The sequence below is a fragment of the Nonomuraea sp. NPDC049400 genome, from assembly GCF_044466425.1.
In the GTDB taxonomy this organism is placed as follows: domain Bacteria; phylum Actinomycetota; class Actinomycetes; order Streptosporangiales; family Streptosporangiaceae; genus Nonomuraea.
Map to the genome: position 1 here is coordinate 120,613 of NZ_JBITMP010000021.1, position 18,557 is coordinate 139,169.

Consider the following 18,557-nt stretch of genomic DNA (forward strand, 5'->3'; position numbering starts at 1 on the left):
TGGAGGGCACAATACGTGAGCATCGTCGTCGTACGGCGCCCAGAACGACGACCTCCGCCGAAGCCGCCACGCGGAGAGATCTTGCTGGAGTCGCCGCCCGAGATCCCCGAGGTCCAGCCGCAGGGTGCGATGCAGGCGCTCATGTGGCTGCCCATGGTGGCCGGTGGTGCCGCGATGGCGCTCATGTTCACCTCGTACGGCAACACCAACCCGCTGATGTACGTGTCGAGCGGGTTGTTCGCGGTCTCCATGCTCGGCATGTCGATCGGCCAGTTCGGCCGCCAGGGGGCTGAGCGCAAGTTCCAGCTGAACGGTGCCAGACGCGACTACTTCCGCTACCTCGCCCAGGTTCGTAAGCGAGTCCGTCGTGCGGCCAGACAGCAGCGCGAGGCGCTCGAGTGGGGCGGGCCGTCACCGGACACGCTGTGGTGGATCGCCATGGGACCGCGGCTCTGGGAACGCAGATCAAGGGACGACGACTTCGCCACCGTACGGCTCGGCACCGGCGTGCAGAAGCTGGCGATCCAGCTCATTCCTCCAGACTCCAAACCCGTCGAGGAGCTCGACGCGCTGTCGGCGGGTGCGTTGCGGCGGTTCATCCGCGCCCACGCCACGGTCTCCGAGCTGCCCGTCTCCGTCGCGCTCGGCTCCTTCGCGCGCATCCGCCTGCGCGGCGACGCCGTGGCCATGCGTGAGCTGGTTCGCGCGATGGTCGCGCAGATCGCGGTGTTCCACTCACCGGACGACATGCGGATCATGGTTTGTGCGAGCAAGGAGTGGATGCCGCACTGGGAGTGGCTCAAGTGGCTTCCGCACGCGCTCCATCCAGAGGAAACCGACGCGGCCGGCCAGGTCAGGCTGATGGCTGAGAACCTCGCCGAGCTTGACCGGCTGGTGGGTGGTGAGCTGAAGGAACGGGCCAGGTTCAAACCGGGCGCGGCCGCCGACGCGTTGCCGTACCACCTGCTGATCGTCGACGGTGGTCACGTGTCCATCGACTCCCAGCTCGGCACCGACGCCATCCAGGGTGTGACAGTGATCGACCTGTCCGACTCCACCGGGCCGGTGGAGGAACGCGCGACACTCATGCTCGACGTCCAGCCTGACGCCTTTTACATGATCAAACTGGATCACGCCCGGAAGGAGTCGGTGACCAGGCTCGGCGCGCCGGACAAGCTGGACTTCGCTCGGGCTGAGGGGCTGGCCAGGCAGCTCGCCCCGCTGCGCGCGTCGGCCGCGACCGGCGGCGACGTGCAGGACGCGCTGTCGGTGAACACCACGCTGACCGAGCTGCTCGGCGTTGGAAACCCGAACAGGTTGGTCCCGGCCACAACCTGGAAGCCGCGTGCCGGACGCAACCGCTTGCGCGTGCCGATCGGACTGGGCAGCGACGGCCGGATGGTCGAACTGGACATCAAGGAGTCCGCGCAGGGCGGTATGGGACCGCACGGTCTCGTCATCGGTGCAACCGGCTCAGGAAAGTCCGAGCTGCTGCGCACGCTGGTGCTCGGCCTTGCGATCACCCACTCGTCGGAGATCCTGAACTTCGTCCTGGTCGACTTCAAAGGTGGTGCGACCTTCCTTGGCCTGGAGGGTCTCTCGCACGTCTCCGCGGTCATCACGAACCTGGAGGACGAGCTGCCGCTGGTTGACCGTATGCACGACGCGCTGCACGGCGAGATGGTCAGGCGGCAGGAACTCCTGCGCGCGGCGGGCAACTACGCCTCGTTGCGCGACTACGAAAAGGCCCGCGAGCAGGGTGCCGACCTGACACCGATGCCCACGCTCTTCGTGGTGCTTGACGAGTTCAGCGAGCTGCTCACCGCCAAGCCCGAATTCATCGAGTTGTTCGTCATGATCGGCCGACTTGGCCGTTCCCTGGGCGTGCACCTGCTGCTCGCCTCTCAGCGGCTGGAGGAGGGCAGGCTGCGCGGCCTGGACACCCACTTGTCCTACCGCATCGGCCTGCGTACGTTCTCCGCAATGGAGAGCCGGGTCGTGCTCGGCGTGGCCGACGCCTACGAGCTGCCGTCGGCGCCGGGCAACGGGTACCTCAAGTTCGACACCACCGGCATGACCCGATTCAAGGCCGCCTACGTCTCCGGTCCCTACCAGGCAGACCCGCAGCACGTGATGTCCGACGACGACGATCGGCCGGTTCGCCAGGTGGTGGAGTACGGCCCAGCCTTCGCTCCGGTCCCTGTGATCGAGGAGCCGAAGAAGGAGCTCGCTGCGGGGGATGTGGCCAACTCCGAGAACAGCACGCAGAAGAGCCTGCTCGACATCGTGGTCGGCCGGCTGCAAGGTCATGGACCGCCTGCGCACCCGATCTGGCTGCCGCCGCTCGACGATGCGCCCACGCTCAACCAGCTCCTGCCACAGCTGTCCGTCACGCCGGAGTTCGGCCTGACCACCACGGGCTGGGGCGGGCGTGGCCGACTGCATGCCGTGATCGGCATCATTGACCGCCCCTTCGAACAACGACGCGACCCATATTGGCTGGACCTGTCCGGCGCCGCGGGACACGTCGGTCTGGCTGGTGGCACCCAGAGCGGCAAGAGCACGATCCTTCGTACGCTGATCAGCAGCATGGCGCTCACGCACACCCCGCGAGAGGTGCAGTTCTACTGCCTCGACTTCGGTGGTGGCGCGCTAGCTGCGCTGGAAGGGCTGCCCCACGTCGGCGGCGTCGCCAGCCGCCTGAACGGCGACCGGGTACGCAGGACCGTCGCCGAGATCAGCACGCTGATGACCCAGCGCGAGCGCATGTTCGCGGAGAAGGGCATCGACGGCATCGGCACCTACCGCAGAATGGTCGCCGCCGGCGAGATCACCGGTGACGGCTTCGGTGACGTGTTCCTCGTGGTGGATGGCTGGCTGACCCTGCGCCAGGATTACGAGGCGCTGGAGCCGGTGATCACCGATCTGGCCGCGCGTGGCCTCGGTTACGGCATCCATGTCGTGGGGGCGAGCAACAAGTGGTCGGAGTTCAGGCCGGCTATCCGTGACCTCCTCGGCACCAGGGTCGAGCTCAAGCTTGGCGACGCCTACGAGTCCGAGGTCAACAGGAAGAAGTCGCTCGCCGTGCCAGAAGGGGTGCCCGGGCGTGGCCTGACCAAGGACGGGTTCCACTTCCTGTCCGCGCTGCCGAGGATCGACGGAATCTCTGAGACCGACGACCTGGCCGCGGGCATCCGCGCGATGGTGGGCGCGGTCAAGGACGCCTGGCAACATGCTCCAGCGCCACGGGTACGGCTGCTGCCTGCGGTGCTGCCCGCGGCGGAACTTCCCGGGCCGGAGCGTACCGGCAAACTCGTGCCCATCGGCATCGACGAGGTCACCCTTTCGCCCATGTTGCTCGACTTCGAGGCCGACCCGCACTTCTTCGTGGCGGGTGACACGGAAAGCGGCAAGTCGAACCTGCTGCGGCTCATCGCGGAAGGCATCGTGGCGCGCAACACGCCGCGCGAGGCGATGATGATCGTGATCGACTACCGCCGGTCGCTGCTGGACTCGGCGGTCACCGAACACCGGATCGGGTATGCGGCGTCGGCGGCGGCGGCCACCGAGCTCATCAACGACGCGCGCAGCGCGTTGCTCAAGCGGCTGCCGCCCGCCGACGTGACGCCCGACCAGCTCCGTGAGCGGAGCTGGTGGAAGGGCTCCGACCTGTACATCGTCGTGGACGACTACGATCTGGTGGCCACATCGAGCAACCCGCTGGCGGGCCTGGTCGAACTGTTGCCCCAGGCCCGCGACATAGGCCTGCACCTGATCCTCGCCCGCCAGATGGGCGGCATCGGCCGTGCGATGTTCGATCAGGCGATCACCAGGCTGAAGGACATGGCCAGCCCAGCGCTGCTCATGTCGGGTAACAAGGACGAGGGCTATGTCTTCGGCAACGTGCGTCCCCAGCAGCTGCCGCCGGGGCGAGGCATCTTCGTCGACCGCAGGTCCGGCCAGCGCCTGATCCAGTCGGCATACCTGGGTGATCAGGGCGGCCAGGAGACCGGCGGATAGGCCTGCGCAGCGGTCGGCCCCAGGTAGTAAGCCCACGGGGATGGGCGCCGCCACCGTCCTGGGCCGTTTTCCACCAGTTCGTTTGCGTTATCGCTGTTGCCCGAAAGCAGTAGCATCGGTCCCCTCCGATGCTGATTGGGGGGAAGATGGTCGGGCGGTTGCTGCTGGCGGGCGTGGTGGCGCTGTTCGCGGTGCCGCTGGCCCCGGCCACGGCGCTGGCAGAACCGGTGAAGTGCAGCCCGGAGCGCGGGGTCTACACGGTCAGCGAGCCGTGGGCACAGCTCAGACTCGACTACAAGAGCGTGTGGCCGATCACTCGGGGCGAGCGTGTGACGGTCGCCGTGATCGACAGTGGCATCGACCCGACGCATCCGCAGCTCAGGCCGTATCGCTTCTACGACAAGACCAATACGGGTACGCGCGACTGCGTGGGGCACGGCACCGCGGTGGCTGGAATCATCGCGGCACGGCCTGACCCGCGAGTGCCCTTCGCCGGGGTGGCACCCGGGGTGCGGCTCGTGGTGTTCAAGCAGACGAACGAGCCGACCGGTGACCCCAATGTCTTGGCCGAATGCATCGTCCAGGCCGCCGACCTGGGCGTTGACGTGATCAACATTTCCATGCAGACGGGCAACCACTCTTACCTGAAGAACGCGATCGACTACGCGCTCGCCAAGGACGTGGTCGTCGTGGCGGCCGCCGGCAACATCGATCCCAGCAAAGAGCGCAACGCCCAGCCGATCTACCCGGCGTCGTACCCGGGAGTCCTCGCCGTGGGCGCCGCAGGCCCGGACGGCAAGCGTGCCGACACCTCCAACAACGCCACCCCCGTCGGCGTGCTGGCGCCCGGCACCGACATCACCAGCACCTGGACGGGCAAGGCGTACGTCAACGGCCAGCAAGGCACGAGCTTCGCCGCGCCGTACGTCGCCGGTGTGGCCGCGCTGATCCGCGCCCGCTATCCCAAGCTGACGCAGGAGCAGGTGCGGTGGCGAATCGAGACCACGGCGGACGGGCGGTCCGGCAAGGGCACCGGTGCGGGAATGGTCAATCCCAAGCTCGCGGTGAATGCGATCCTGCCTGCGGAGAACGCGCCCGTGGTCGCCCAGCCCGAACTGCCGCTGGACCCCAATGCGATCAGCAGGGTGCCACAACCCGACAAGAAGGCGATCTCGGTTTCCTCTGCGGTCGCCGCAGCCGCCCTCGCCGGTGCCGGACTTGTCGCGGTCGGCGGGGTGGTCGTGCCGCTCGGCCGTAAACGTGGCTGGAGGGCAGGCCGGAACTCCTGAGGCTGATGTGAAAGTTATGGTTGAATATGGCTGTTGTCTGACTTGTGGTAGCTAGCAGAGCCCTGCCCCGGAAGGAAGACCATGGGGGAGACGGCCCCCTTGCGGCCAAACGACCCGAAGAGGGTCGGAGAGTTTGAGATTGCAGGGTTGGTCGGCGAGGGCTTACGCGGCCCTGTCTACCTGGGTAAGCGTGGCGATGAACGAGTCGTCATCAAGCTGCTGCCCGCCGTCCAACAGAAGAACGACGCCGTGCTCGACCGGCTCACCGCCGGCAAACGCGTGGCGAGTTCGTACGCCGCTCGCACCATCGGCGCCGGCTGGCTCGACAACCGTCCCTACCTTGTGCGCGAGTATGTGGAAGGGCCAACCCTCCACGAAGTTGTCGAAGCGGACGGCCCGCTCACCGGTGACGCCATCGAACGGGTCGCGGTCGGTACGCTCACAGCCCTGACGGTCGTACGGCTCGCTGGGATCGTGCACCGCGCAATCACCCCGCACAACATCGTTCTCAAGCCCGATGGTCCGCGCCTTCTAGACCTGGGCGTGGGCGAACCCATCGAGCGCACCCCTTACCAAGCCCCAGAGCTGATCCGCGGCGAACCGTCAGGTCCGTCGACCGACCTCTTCTCCTGGGCGGCCGCCATGGTCTTCGCGGCCACGGGCAAAGCTCCGTTCGCCGACAGCGACGCCGTCCTGACAGAAAAGCCCGACCTCGGCGACATCTCCCAGCCGCTCCGCCGCGTGGTGGTGTCCTGCCTGGCCAAGGACGTCACACAGCGTCCCACGGCGCACAGCGCGATGTTGATGCTGCTCGGCGACAAGTCCGCTGACACTCTGGTCGCCGGCGCCCCCGCCGTCCCGACTCCGGGTGCGGCGGGGGTAGCGGCGGCTATAGGTGTCCCTGGCGGCGCTGGATCAGCGGCCGTCGGCATGGCGGCCGGTTCCGGTGTACCCGGTGGTCCGGACGTTCAGCGCATCCCCGTGGAGCAGCTGCTTTCCGGACCGCCCGTGCCTCCGGGCGGAATGGCGGGCTCGGGGCCGGTACCCCCGGCGGCGCCGATGCCCGGTGGACCTGCCGGAGGGCCGGGGCCGGTACCCCCGGCGGGGCCGATGCCAGGTGGACCTGCCGGGGGGCCGGGTTACGGCGGACCTTTCGGCGCGCCCGGTGGTCCGGGTACGCCCGGCGGCCCGGGTGCCCACGGTGTGCCCGCCGGCCAGGCGGGGTCGTGGAGCGGCCCGGCGCTCGAAGGCGTGACGATGCCGTTGCCGTTGCCCACGGAAGCAGGCGAACCGCCACAGACAGCGCAGATGTGGCAGGCACCCGCGCTGCCGGACCAGCCGGCCGGCCAGGAAACTCTGGGTGCACAGCCATCGCACGGCAGTGGCGGCGCGCCACCAAGAACCACGCTGCTCCAGCCGATGGGGAGCCCGCAGCCGCGCAAGAAATTCCCCGTGCTCCTGGTGGCCGCGGTAGTCGCGACAGTGCTGCTTTGCGCGGTTGGGCTCTGGGGTGCGGGAGCGTACGTCAACAGCCAGGGCTTCCAGGAGGCGGCGGCAGCCGACGAGTTGGGCAAGAAAGGCGCCGCGGACACCCCCTCGTCGGCCCCGGCGGTCGGCCAGCCGGTACCCGTACCGTCGCCCACCGGGGGCGTGCCCTCCCAGCGTCAGCCCGAGCCGCAGGTGACCGCGCCATGGGCCACCACGGCCGCGCCCGCTGACTCGCCGCTCCCGATGAACCTGCCCAACGAGTGGCAGACGGCGGTGCCGACGAATCCCGAATTGACCGGGCGTCCCACGCCGCCTCCAGTCCAGACTCCGCCGGTCCAGAGTCCGCCGGTGGTGACGACGCGGCCAACGCCGCCTCCGTCCACCGAGCCCTCGCCCGACCCGCAGCCGACCAGGACGGTCACTGTGACGGCGAGCCCGTCGCGTACGGAGGAACAGCCCACGCCCACCCCCACGCCCACGCCCACGCCCACGCAGACGCAGGATCAGCGGGACGAGCAGCCGAGTGAGGAGCCGAGTCCGAGACCGACGACGCCCAAGCCCGCTCCGACCCAGGAGCAGAAGAACCCTTACTCGCCGACCCAGGTTTGCGGCGCGGGATTCTCCGTACAGCGGTCGAGCGCGTTCGCCGGTGGTGTCACCTACCAACTCTGGAACAACACCACGCAGCAGAACTGCGTGGTGACCATGAAGACGAAGGACGTGGGCAAGGGTACGCCGGTCAGCGCAACGCTCTACGTCCAGGACGGTAGCCCGGGCAGCGCGAGCGACAGTGGTAACTACGAGTACTACGCGGGTCCGGTCAAGCTGAAGGCGGCGGGCAGGTGCGTGAAGTACTCGGGTTCCACCTCGCACGGCAGCACCAGTGTGAGCTGGGCGAACTGCGGGTGACGAGCGCATAGCCGCAGCTTGCGGTGATCTTACGAGGGGCGCGCGGCCTCGATCCGGGCAGCTGGGCGTTTCGTTCGCGTTTGCGTTGATAGAGCTGTACGGCGTGGCTTGTGAGCCCGTAAAGTGTGATGTGATGTGATTTCTGGGGCCAGTGGGGTCGTGACAGAGGAGGTTGCCGTGGCGAACTCCGGCGGCGGCGCGTCAGACCAGGCCGACGCCAACGGCGCGTACACGACAAGTTCGAACTTCGGTGCGAACGGGGTTTACCCACCCGGTGTCACGAATGCCTACGCGGCCAACCAGGCCGGAATGACCAACGTCCCAGGAATGGGCTCGTTCGGGCCCGGTGCGGGCTACAAGCACGACGAGGCGTACTTCAGCGACCTGATGGGCCTGTTCAACGCCCCAATGGACCACGCCACGGATGTCGAGAAGACGACCAGAGGCATCCACATCGGGTATCCGGGGTTCGGCCCCGCCTTCCATCTGGAGCTGGGGTCGGTCTCCGATCATGTCATCGCCCAGGCGGCCGACGCGTGGAAGGCCCTCGGCGGCGCGATCGACTCGATGAAGAAGGCGCTGAAGGACGGCGACACGGCCTACACGGCTGCTGCGGAGGCCAACGGCGGCAACGGGAACGGCAACGGGAACGGGAACGGGAACGGGAACGGCAAAGGGATCAACTTCGATGGCGGGGGCGTCCCGGACTTCGGTTCCGGCGTGAACAGCGCGAACTTCGACCCGTCGAAGCTCGGTGCCAACGGCATGAACGGCCTGGGCAACACGGGCATCGACCCTGCCAACGGGGTCGGGGGTATCGGCAACGGCATCAACCCGAGCAGCAATCTCGACGGGCTCACCCCGAACACCCCAGACATGCCGACACCGGGCGTGAACTCGCCGGGCATGAACACGCCGGATATGCCGACGCCGGACATGAACACGCCGGACATGAACACGCCGGACATGAACACGCCGGACATGAAGACGCCGGACATGAACACGCCAGATATACCGACGTCGAATATGCGAACGCCGGACATGAACACCGACATGCCGAACATCGATCCGAACGCCTCCCGTCTGGCGAACGCCAACCCCGCGAACTTCTCGACGCCGAACTTCAACCCCACCGGCCCAGCCGGGGCGACCCAGATCCCGACGGGGTTGGACCCCTCCGTCGGGACGGGTGCTGGGATGGGGGGAGCGGCCGGCAACGCGGCCTCGGCCTCGGCACTGCGCGGCACGAATGGCATGCCGGGGATGGGCGGCATGCCAATGGGGATGATGCCGCCGATGGGCCAGCAAGGACAGGATCGCAACAAACAGGGTGGCCCGCAGCTGGTCGGCGATGAGGGCGACTACGGACTTGATGATGTTCCGTCCCTTGATGGGGGAACACTCACGCATGAAATTTAGTGTAAGGATTTGGTGCGGCTGTGATTGAATCCGGAGCGGCGATCAGTCATGGCGCGGTGGCGGCCTCTACTGCCGCCGTGGCGATGATGGAGCCAGTCCAGAAAAACATGGCTCGCTATATTCCGTTGATACTGCTCGCCTTGATGGCGCAAACCGGTGACATCTACAAGGTGAAGTCCCAGTTGCAGAGCGCCGCCACCGGCGGGGAGAACTATAATCTCGACAACCTGACCCGATCTCTCGACGAGATTGTGCAGAAGATCGAGGAGGGGACTTGGGGTGGCGAGGCCGCCGATTTCTTCAAGAAGGAGTACGCCAAGATCCGTGAGGGGATCGACAAGCTGAAGGCCAGCAGCACGGAGGCGGGAAACCTGTACGGCGCCACGGCAATTCTCTTTTTCGCGGCGATTCTGCTTGGCGCGGCTGCACCGACGGTTCTGTGGGGGCTCGCGGCTGCCCAGAGGATTGCCCTCACGCCCCCCACCAAGGCTGCCGTCGGCGCAGCGGCGACCGCCGTTCTGACTCAGCTGAAAAACACGCTGACGGGCGTCACGAAGAAGAAGCTCATGTTTGTCCTCGTCGCGCTGTCGATTATGATCCCTATTCATATGTTGTTCCAGTCGCTCGCCAAGAACTTTTCCGACAAGCAATACGAGCAAGCGGCGAAGGAGTTCCCGAAGTTCGTGTTCAACAAGGATATGGGCGGCTTCGGTGAGGACCAGGAAGCGCAGGCCAAAGAGGCCATGCAGAACGTGCCGAAGCCGGGCCTCGGGAGCATTCTCGGCTTCGGCTGATGGTATGACCGACAGAGTTCGGATATGGGGACGGGCGCGGAAGAATCTGCGGGGTCAGGGATTTGATGGCGTTCGGTGCGGCGTGTTTGTGAGAAGCAACAACACCCTGTAGGGCGACGGCTCGCCGATGATGTCGAGGTTGGCGTTGTAGATAACCCGCCACGAACAACTCGGCGATGTCTCCACTGTCTGATCACTGTTGGGGACTCGGCGACCTGATTGGTTCCGGCGCGGTGACCTGCACGGGGTTTCTTGCCGCTGCCGGATCCAGGTCGGGCCCCGGCGGCACCAGATGGATGAGGTGGCTGGGCAGTGGGGAGGCATCCTTTGCGGTGTAGCCCAGCTTGCCCAGCACGTCGCCGGTCGGTAGGCCGAATCTGAGCCCCTGGTCGGTGATCAGGTAATAGTTCGTGATCGAGCCGAGCTGTCCCTCGCCAGGAAGCAAGCCGACCAGCGCGGCGCCACCCGGCGGCAGCAGCACCTGGCTGACGTTCTCCTGGGTGTTGCCCGAGGTCCTGGGCGCGGGCAGGGGCAGACTGTTGCCCACGGTGATCGAAGCTCGCGTCGAGCCCTTGTCGGCGTTGGCGTAGACCGCGCACAGTGGCGACGAGGCGCTGGGCGAGATCATTTGTGGCATCGTCGTGGGCAGGCCGCCCACGCGCAGCTCGGTCTTGGACACGGGCGTGGAGTTGGCGGTGGCCGCGTCGATCTGGAACGGTGTCACCGGAGCCCTGCCATATGCCGTCTTGCTGGCCGGGTCCTGGCGCAGCAGCTCGGCCTGGGTGTGCAGGACCGGGGCGAGGCCATCGGCGAGCAGGACGTACCAGCGCGCCTCCGCGCCCGCTACGGCGGGCACAGTGTAGATCTGTCCGATCCGGCCCCTGCGGCCGCCCGGCGCGGTCGTCACCTTGCCGCGGTCCTGGATCGTAGGCGTGGTGAACGGCGGACCAGTGGGGATGGCGTTCAGCCAGGACGCGGGCATCTGGCGCGGCCGGCTGCCATTGCTCACGACTCTGACCAGCGGCTGCGGAACCTCGAACTTCTGGTTGTTCCACACCACAAAGGTCTCCTGCGCGGTGCCGACCACCATCGCCCTGCTCCCCGAGAGCGGTGTGCCGCCGACGTTCTGCCCGCCCACCAGGGAGACGTACGGCCTACCGCTGCCGTCGGCCGCCACGCATACCGACCAGGGGCCGCGGATCAGCCTCTTCTTGTCGGGCAGCGAAGAGGGGGCGCCGGGGATGCCGACCATCTTGCCCCTGGTGAACTTCGCCAACGACGCTGCGGTGACGTTACGGGATTTGACGTCGGCCGAGCCGTCGAGCAGCAGTCTCCCCGAAACGTAGTTGGCCACCGGGAGCAGCTTGCCCTCCTGCTCGCTGTAAACGTAGGTGGCGCCGGTCTCCTCCTCCACCAGCAGTTGGCCGGGATCGGTGAGCTTGGTCGCGTTTCCCGGCTTGATCAGCCCCCAGATCCCGAATCCGGCGGCCACGACGACGGCCAGCACGAGCCCGATCAGCATGGCGGTGTTGAGCCGCCGCATGGGTGACTCGGGCACGTCCGGCTCAGCCTGCAGCAGCGCCATCCCCATGCGCTGCTGCATAAGCTTGTGGGCCTGGTAGAGGTCCTTCCCGGTCTGCATCTCACCTCTCCCGTATCGTCAGGATCAGCATAGAGCGCCTGCCTCTACGGCATCAGCAGTCCCCAGTACAGCGCCCACGGCAGGAACACCGCGGCTCCCGCGAAGAGAACCCCGAGCCGCGCCCGCTCGCCGCCCTCGGCCACCCGCCGCAGTCCTGCCGCCGTCATGCCCGCGGCCACGAGCGTCACGACCGAGATCACCTGCAACGCCACCCAGACCAGCGGCCTGCCCGCCACCAGAGGGCCCGGCGCGGCCAGCTTGCCCCCGGTCATGATCGCATAGAACAGATAGCAGAACCCGCCGGCCACCGTCACGAGACCGCCCGCGCTGACCAGTCGCGCCACCTTGAGCGGCGGCGCGCCGCGGCGCCCCCGCACCCGGCGCGCCAGGGCCACCACGGGATACCCGCCGAACGCGACCAGGACCAACACCAGCGCCCCGAGCTGCACGACCGCCGACTCCCACCACTCGGTGGGCGGCGCCGGCACGGAGTCGTCCGCCTGAACCGGCGCAGGACCCGACACCCGCGCCACGGGTGCCCGCCCCGAGGTCGCCTCTTCCACCCAGCCGCCGACGAGCTCCGCGTAGCCGGGGGCGAGCTCGGGCAACCGGGTGACCCCGCCGTCGGGCGTCCGGTGAGCGGCGTGGTCGGCGTCGGCGAAGAAGCGGAACGTGTACCGCCGGTTCCCGCCTTCTTCGAGAGCCTTCGCGAAGATGGGGGGCGTCTCCCGGGGAGGCGTCAGCAGATCGTGCACGCCCCAGATCCCCAGCACAGGCTGTCGTACGCGCGCGATGACCGGCTCCGGGTCGTAGTAGGGCTCAGGAAACATCCCCCCATCCGCGATCACCCGGTAGAGCCTGGGCTCGGCCTGGTCGACGAGCGCCCCTTCGACTCCCGCCTTCCGCAGCCCGGCGGCCACCGCCCAGGCCTGCTGCCGCAGGGGATGCAGCGCGTTGGCGCCCACGAGGATCACGAAGGAGATGTCCGCGGACCGCGACGCCGCGATCGGCGCCACCCATCCGCCCTCGCTGAGCCCCCAGATGCCGACCTTCGCCGGATCGACCCCGGGCTGCTTCCGCAGCGTCCCCACGGCTCCCAGCGCATCGTCGGCCAGCTGCGAGTAGGACCTCTTGAACAGCGAGTACCCCTCGGAGCGCTTGTCGTAGACCAGCACCGACATCCCTTGCCGGGCGAACGCCACGGCCTCGACCAGCAGCTTCTCCCGCTTCGTCCCAGTTCCCGCCCCGTGCACCAGCACGACCCCGGCCCGCCCGCTCCGGGCCCGTACCGGACTGATCACACTTCCGTGCAGCACCAGCCCGCCGCTTCCCCGGAAACTCACCTCGCTCGCCACCAGATCGTCGGGCACGTCAAGCGACGTCTCAGTGCCGGCGCCGGCGGCGGTGGGGGCGAGCGCTAAGAGGAGGGCGGCGAGGACCGCAACAATCATCCGCATAACGCCGAACATACTCTGCAGAGAGTTCTCGGCAAAGGAAAGTCTGCAGATATCGTTCTGGAGTACTACCCTCCTCCTCATGAAGGACGAGGACCCGACGCCGGAAGCTGACGAGCCGTTCATCCTCAATGACCCGGGCAGGCTGAAGGCCCTGGCCCATCCCATGCGCCGCCGCATGCTGACCCACCTCAACATCCACGGCCCCGCCACCTCGACCACCCTCGGCGAGTTGCTCGGCGCCAAGACCGGCACGACCAGCTACCACCTCCGGCAGCTGGAGAAGTACGGCTTCATCGAGGAGATCCCCGAGCGCTCGTCAGGCCGCGAACGCTGGTGGCGCCGCGCCAGGTTCCCCAGGGACCTGCGCGCCCCGACCCCCGACCAGCTGGCCCCGGAGGACCGCGCGGTCCTGGCCGAGTTCCACCGGATCGGCTTCGAGGAGGACCGCGCCCTCATGGAGCGCTTCCCCGCCGCCTACCGCGCCGACCCGGACTGGGCCAGGGGCTCCAGAGGGCTGGCACACCTGACGAAGGAGGAGCTGAGCCGGTTCCACGACGAGTACGTCGCCCTGCTGCTCAAGTACAGCCGCACAGCGGAGGACGCCCCGCCGGACTCCCGCCCCGTGTACGTCCGCCTCTTCACCCTCCCCGCCGACGAGTCCTGAGGAGTGGCCGCACGTCAGCCGTTGCCGGGCAGAGCCGCCTGGATGGGGGTGATGTTGCCCGTCCTCACCAGGAAGCCGCGCCCAGGCGGACCTCCCACCGTCCCGCGCGGCAGGCGGATCGAGAAGATGTCGCCGTCGGCCTGACTCTGGACCGCCAGCAGCACCCCGGTACGGGACTTACGCGTCTCGGCCACGAACCCGCGATACGCGACGGCCAGATCCCCCGTCGCACCGGCGATCAGCAGCCCGTGATCGCCGTCCCTGCCCGACCGGAGCACCTCCTCCAACGCCGTCCCCAGCGGGGCGTCCGCGTTGACCAGCTCGGCATCGTCCACCAGCACGACGTAGTGCCGCAGATCCGCGACCAGTTCGGCCAGGTTCGTGGCGTTGCCGTCCAGCACGGCCAGTGCCCCGTCCAGCTCCCGCAACGGGCTGCGCCGGGGCGTGACGGCGATGACGGGCGTGCCTTGGGCGATCAGCGAGTGAGCGGCCGTCAGCAGGACCGAGGAGCGGCCGGAGCGGGACGGACCGGCGATCACCGCCCCGGGCCCGTGGGCCGGCAGATCGAGCCCGAGCGGCGCGAGAGCGTCGCCTCCGGCGCCGACCAGCGCCCACAAGGGGGACGGGGGCGTGAACGTCGGGTCCAGGGCGAGCGCCTGGGATGCCGTGATCCGCAGCGGTAGCGCGTCCACCCGCAACGGCGGCTCCCCTTCCCAATGCCGGCCGCCACTGGCGGCGGTGCGGGACAGGGACTGGAGGGCCGCCACCTGCGCCGGGCCTGAAGGATCGGGGGAGAGCAGGGCAATGTGGTGCTCGACGATGCCGTGCTCGCCCATCGACAGGGCTCGGCCGGGCGGCATCGACGAGGGCAGCCCCTTCAGGGGGAAGCCCGCCAAGCCGAAGTCGGCGGGGTCCGACAGGCGGAGCAGCAGGCGGTCGTCGAAGACCGTCGAGACCTGGCCGAGCAGGCCGGAACGGTCGCTGGTGACCACGGCCCTCAGCCCCACCGCCGGGCCTTCGCGCAGGAGCTGGAGCAGCGCCTCGATCAGCCGGCCGTAGTCGTAGCCCTCGAAGGCGGCGACGAAGCCCTCCCAGCGGTCCAGCATGAACACCAGCCAGGGCAGGCGGTGCCCGGCTTGGCGGTATTCGGCCAGGGACGCGTGCCCGGCTTCGGCCAGGAGCTGCTGGCGGCGGCCCACCTCGGCACGGAGGCGGATGAGCAGGCGCTCCACCCGGTCGAGCTGGTCACGGGTCACGACGGCGCCGCAGTGCGACATCGCCATCAGGGGCAGGAGCGCGCCCGAGCCGCAGTCGACCGCATGGACGTGTACGTCCCCCGGCGACGCATGGGCCGCGATGGAGCCCGCGATCGTACGCAGCGCCGTCGATCTGCCGGAGCGGGCGGCGCCCGCGATGAGCAGGTGGCCGCCGTGGGCGAGGTCGAGCGCCAGGGGGTGCCGGTCCTGCGCCCACGGACGGTCGGTCAGGCCGAACGGCAACGGCGCCACCTCGGCGAACTCCCCTGAATGTGGACGTTCTTCCGGAAGGTCCAGGACGAACTGGGCGGGGAGGGGGTCCAGCCAGGGGCTGGGTTGTACGGGGACGCCGGCCAGGCGGGTGGCTTCGATGAGGGCGTCGGCGACCAGGGTGAGGTCTGTCGCCGTCGAGTCCTCTTCCGGCTCGGGGGGCCGGGGCAGGGGCTTGCCCAGGGAGCGCCAGGTCACATCGAGCACCCGGACATCGGCGCTCGGCGCCGCGAACGGGCCGCCCGAACGGGCCGGTGACGCGGGGCTGCGGCCGCCGACCCGGGCCGTCTGCACGGCGGTGGCCGCCCCCACCCCGGAACGCACGTAGCAGCGGCCGGGCGTCGACTTGGAGATGTGGGCGGCGTCGGGCAGGTCGATGACGTCGGCGGACTCGGCGGGTTCTGTCACGCGCAGCGCGATGCGCAACGACGTGTTGGCCTGGATGTCGGCGGTGACCACGCCGGCGGGCCGCTGGGTGGCCAGGATGAGGTGGATGCCCAGCGAGCGGCCTCTGCGGGCGATGTCGACGAGACCCGTGACGAAGTCGGGCAGCTCGGCCACGAGTGCGGCGAACTCGTCGATGATCAACACCAGGCGCGGCATCGCCGGACCCGTGTAGTCGTCGATGTCCTTGGCCCCGGCTGCCAGCAGCAGGCGCTCTCTCCTGCGGATCTCCGCGGCCAGCGAGTCGAGGGCGCGCTGCGTCAGGTGGCCGTCGAGGTCGCTGACCATGCCGACCGTGTGCGGCAGGCGTACGCACTCCTTGAAGGCGGCGCCGCCCTTGTAGTCGATCAGCACGAACGTGAGCTGGTCCGGCCGGTTGTTCACCGCCAGCGCGCAGATCAGCGTCTGCAGCAACTCCGACTTGCCCGCGCCCGTGGTGCCCGCGATCAGTCCGTGGGGGCCGTCGAGCTTGAGGTCCACCGAGAACGGGCCGTCCGGGCCGACCCCGATCAGCGCCTGCGTGGAGCCGTGGTCGCGCCACCGGGCGGCCAGCTCCCGGCCGGTCGGGTTGGACAGGCCCATCAGGTCGAGCAGGCGGACGGCGTCCGGGAGGTTGGCCGACGCGTCGTCCCTGCTCACGTCGCGGATCGGGGACAGGGCCCGGGCGAGGCGGTCGCACCAGGTGGGGGAGACGAGGTCGCCCAGGATGGGGCCGATGACGTCGAGGCCGCCGCCGCGCAGGCGTACGAGACCGTCGCCGCCGCACGCGGCCACGGTCTGGCACTCCTCGGGCAGCAGGCGCTGGTCGTCGTCGATGGCGAGCGTGAACACCCCGGAACGCGGGCCCTGGCGCAGCACCTGGGGCATGTTCGGCAGGCCGCGAAGGACCTGGGCGCCGTCGAGGATCACCAGGACGTCGTACGGGCGTACGTCGTAGGAGGAGAACGTGGGCTTCTCCGGGCCGCCCAGGTCGTCCCAGCCGGTGGGGATCTTGCCCAGCTCGGGGATCGAGGTGTTCTGGCGTTCGTCGATGAGCGCGGCGAGCTCGGCGACGCGGCGGGCGGCCGACTCGGGATCGGTGCCGGCCAGCACCACGCACTCTTCGCCGGCGCGCGGCATGCAGTGCGGCAGCCAGCGCATCCAGCCCCAGCGGCGCTCGCCGTCGGCGTGCGCGGACACGACCACGATGGCCAGGTCGCGCGGGCTGTGCAGGGTCGCCGCCTGGGAGATCAGCCAGCTCGCGAGGCTGGTCGCCTCCGTACGCGGGCCCGTGACGCCCGCCACGCCCAGCCGGCGCATCGGCAGCGCCACGGGCACCGAGTGGCACATCGGCGGGTCGATGGGCCCGCCCTGCTCCTCCGACAGCTCCAGGTCGGCGGGCAGGTCGGCGAGCCCGACTCTGAGCCTGAGCGCGTCGGAGTCGTGGATCCTGCGCTCCCACAGCCGTCTGCGCGGCCCCGTGGCCGTGAGCAGCACCTGCGCGGGGTCGGGCGCGTCCGACCTGCGCGCCGCCTCGTCCGCCGCTCGCGCCTGCTCGACGGCCTCGTCGTACGCCTGGAGCTGCGCGTTGTACTCCTTGATCGCCTTCTTGTGCTGCTTCTTGCCGTGGCGGCGGTCGCTCCACCATTGGCCGATCATGATGACCGGGGTCATGAGGGCGACGAGCAGGTAGTACCACTGCTTCAGGGCGATCGCCAGCGTCAGGCCGAGCACGGCGGGCAGGAAGGCGGCGAGCAGCTGGAGGCGCAGGCCCTCGTTCCTGGACGGCTCCTTCGGCTTGACGAACTTGCGCTCCGGCTCGGGGCGCCGGAGCCTGGGCGGGCGGTTGTAGGAGACGCCGCCCTCGCTCCTGGGTGCCAGGTGCGCGTCCCTGGGCTCGATCGACGTCAGCACGAACACCGACGAGCCGCAGGTCAGCACGGCCTGATCGGGCCATTCCGTGCGCTCGGTGAGCGGGCGGCCGTCGAGCTCGGGCACCTCGCCGTAGTCGGCGGCCAGCTCGGCCGCCTCCCGCTCCGCGACCCTGGCCGTGAGCTCGGCGACCTCCTCGGCCCATCTGCCCTTGAGCTTGAGTTTCGGCGCCTCGTCCGGCCCGCGCCAGGCGCGCTCGATGGTGATCGCCTCCGGCGTGACGCGCACGGTCACCGCCTCCGGGGCCAGCGCCGGGTCGGCGGTGGACATGGCGCACATCGGGTCGGAGCCGATGACGTGGACGCCCAGGCCCAGCCTGTGTACGGCCCCGGCAGCCGGACCGCCCACCACGCGCACCTCGGCCACCCCGCCCGGCTCCTCGACGACGGTGGCGCGGGCCAGCCGTGGATCCAGGGTGATCTTGTCGCCGTCGCGCAGCACGGCGACGGCGGGGGCGCGGGGGTCGAGCGGGCGGCCGTCACGCCACACCACCGGCGCCGTCCCGGGGGGATTCGCCCGTCCGCCTGCCCGGGGACCCGCCGGTACGGCCCGGTGTTTCGCCGGTACACCGGCCCGCTCCGACCTGCGGGGGCGCGGCACCCGGGCGCCCGTGTCACCGGCGGCCGACATCCCGTAGGGCGCTCGCGCCCCGGGCAGACGTACGACCTGCGCCAGCGGCCCATGATCGCTGAGCGCCTCGCTCACCGCCGCCACGGTGGTGCCGTCGTCACCGTCGATCACGACGTCACGGTCCCCCTGCTCGCCGAGCACGGTGAGCATGATCCGCATGGTGTCGTCTCCTCGCTCGGACCTCGGGCGCCCAAAGTTAGCGCTCGAAACGGGATCCGGCCCGCCGGTTGACGGCAATGGCATGGCTGGGCGTCAAACAATGTGAATATTGTGACAATCGTTGTTACAGGGACGACTAGCCGGAAATATTGCCATCCGTCAACTCGATAGAAACAACAAGCATCGATTATTTCGGGTTGCCGCC

9 protein-coding genes are annotated in these 18,557 nt (G+C 69.1%); 6 read left to right on the forward strand and 3 right to left on the reverse strand.

What is annotated here, in order from left to right; translation table 11 throughout:
* Nucleotides 1-15: 15 nt before the first annotated feature.
* The 5 genes from eccCa to ACIBVN_RS30750 all read left to right on the forward strand — a co-directional run bounded on the left by eccCa (nt 16) and on the right by ACIBVN_RS30750 (nt 9,919).
* Complete coding sequence (gene eccCa / locus ACIBVN_RS30730) at nt 16-4,020, forward strand: type VII secretion protein EccCa (RefSeq protein WP_397142279.1); 4,005 nt, start codon at nt 16-18, stop codon at nt 4,018-4,020.
* A gap of 128 nt (nt 4,021-4,148) precedes the next feature.
* On the forward strand, nt 4,149-5,309 hold the full coding sequence (locus tag ACIBVN_RS30735) for a S8 family serine peptidase (RefSeq protein WP_397142281.1): 1,161 nt from the start codon (nt 4,149-4,151) through the stop codon (nt 5,307-5,309).
* A 147-nt stretch (nt 5,310-5,456) separates the two neighbouring features.
* Complete coding sequence (locus ACIBVN_RS30740; protein ID WP_397142283.1) at nt 5,457-7,706, forward strand: serine/threonine protein kinase; 2,250 nt, start codon at nt 5,457-5,459, stop codon at nt 7,704-7,706.
* 177 nt (nt 7,707-7,883) lie between these two features.
* A complete protein-coding gene (locus tag ACIBVN_RS30745) occupies nt 7,884-9,125 on the forward strand; it encodes a hypothetical protein (RefSeq protein WP_397142285.1) in 1,242 nt (413 codons plus the stop codon).
* A gap of 20 nt (nt 9,126-9,145) precedes the next feature.
* Nucleotides 9,146-9,919, forward strand: coding sequence for a hypothetical protein (locus ACIBVN_RS30750; protein WP_397142287.1), 774 nt, complete (start codon nt 9,146-9,148; stop codon nt 9,917-9,919).
* Nucleotides 9,920-10,112: 193 nt separating this feature from the next.
* Here the strand turns inward: ACIBVN_RS30750 and eccB are convergent, their stop codons facing one another.
* On the reverse strand, nt 10,113-11,561 hold the full coding sequence (gene eccB, locus ACIBVN_RS30755) for a type VII secretion protein EccB (RefSeq protein ID WP_397142289.1): 1,449 nt from the start codon (nt 11,559-11,561) through the stop codon (nt 10,113-10,115).
* Nucleotides 11,562-11,605: 44 nt separating this feature from the next.
* On the reverse strand, nt 11,606-13,018 hold the full coding sequence (locus ACIBVN_RS30760; protein ID WP_397142292.1) for an alpha/beta hydrolase family protein: 1,413 nt from the start codon (nt 13,016-13,018) through the stop codon (nt 11,606-11,608).
* Nucleotides 13,019-13,097: 79 nt separating this feature from the next.
* Between ACIBVN_RS30760 and ACIBVN_RS30765 the strand changes: the two genes are divergently transcribed.
* Nucleotides 13,098-13,682 (forward strand): ArsR/SmtB family transcription factor, encoded by a 585-nt coding sequence (locus ACIBVN_RS30765; protein ID WP_397142294.1) that lies wholly within the window; start codon nt 13,098-13,100, stop codon nt 13,680-13,682.
* Nucleotides 13,683-13,696: 14 nt separating this feature from the next.
* On the opposite strand, the gene ACIBVN_RS30770 is transcribed toward ACIBVN_RS30765, so the two are convergent.
* Nucleotides 13,697-18,352, reverse strand: coding sequence for an FtsK/SpoIIIE domain-containing protein (locus tag ACIBVN_RS30770; RefSeq protein WP_397142296.1), 4,656 nt, complete (start codon nt 18,350-18,352; stop codon nt 13,697-13,699).
* Nucleotides 18,353-18,557: the final 205 nt, after the last annotated feature.

Bases quoted from the DNA above. Each gene is read 5' to 3' on its own strand.
- ACIBVN_RS30735 (WP_397142281.1), top strand. From the start codon at position 4,149: ATGCTGATTGGGGGGAAGATGGTCGGGCGGTTGCTGCTGGCGGGCGTG.
- ACIBVN_RS30770 (WP_397142296.1), bottom strand. From the start codon at position 18,352: ATGCGGATCATGCTCACCGTGCTCGGCGAGCAGGGGGACCGTGACGTC.
- eccB (WP_397142289.1), bottom strand. From the start codon at position 11,561: ATGCAGACCGGGAAGGACCTCTACCAGGCCCACAAGCTTATGCAGCAG.
- ACIBVN_RS30765 (WP_397142294.1), top strand. From the start codon at position 13,098: ATGAAGGACGAGGACCCGACGCCGGAAGCTGACGAGCCGTTCATCCTC.
- ACIBVN_RS30760 (WP_397142292.1), bottom strand. From the start codon at position 13,018: ATGCGGATGATTGTTGCGGTCCTCGCCGCCCTCCTCTTAGCGCTCGCC.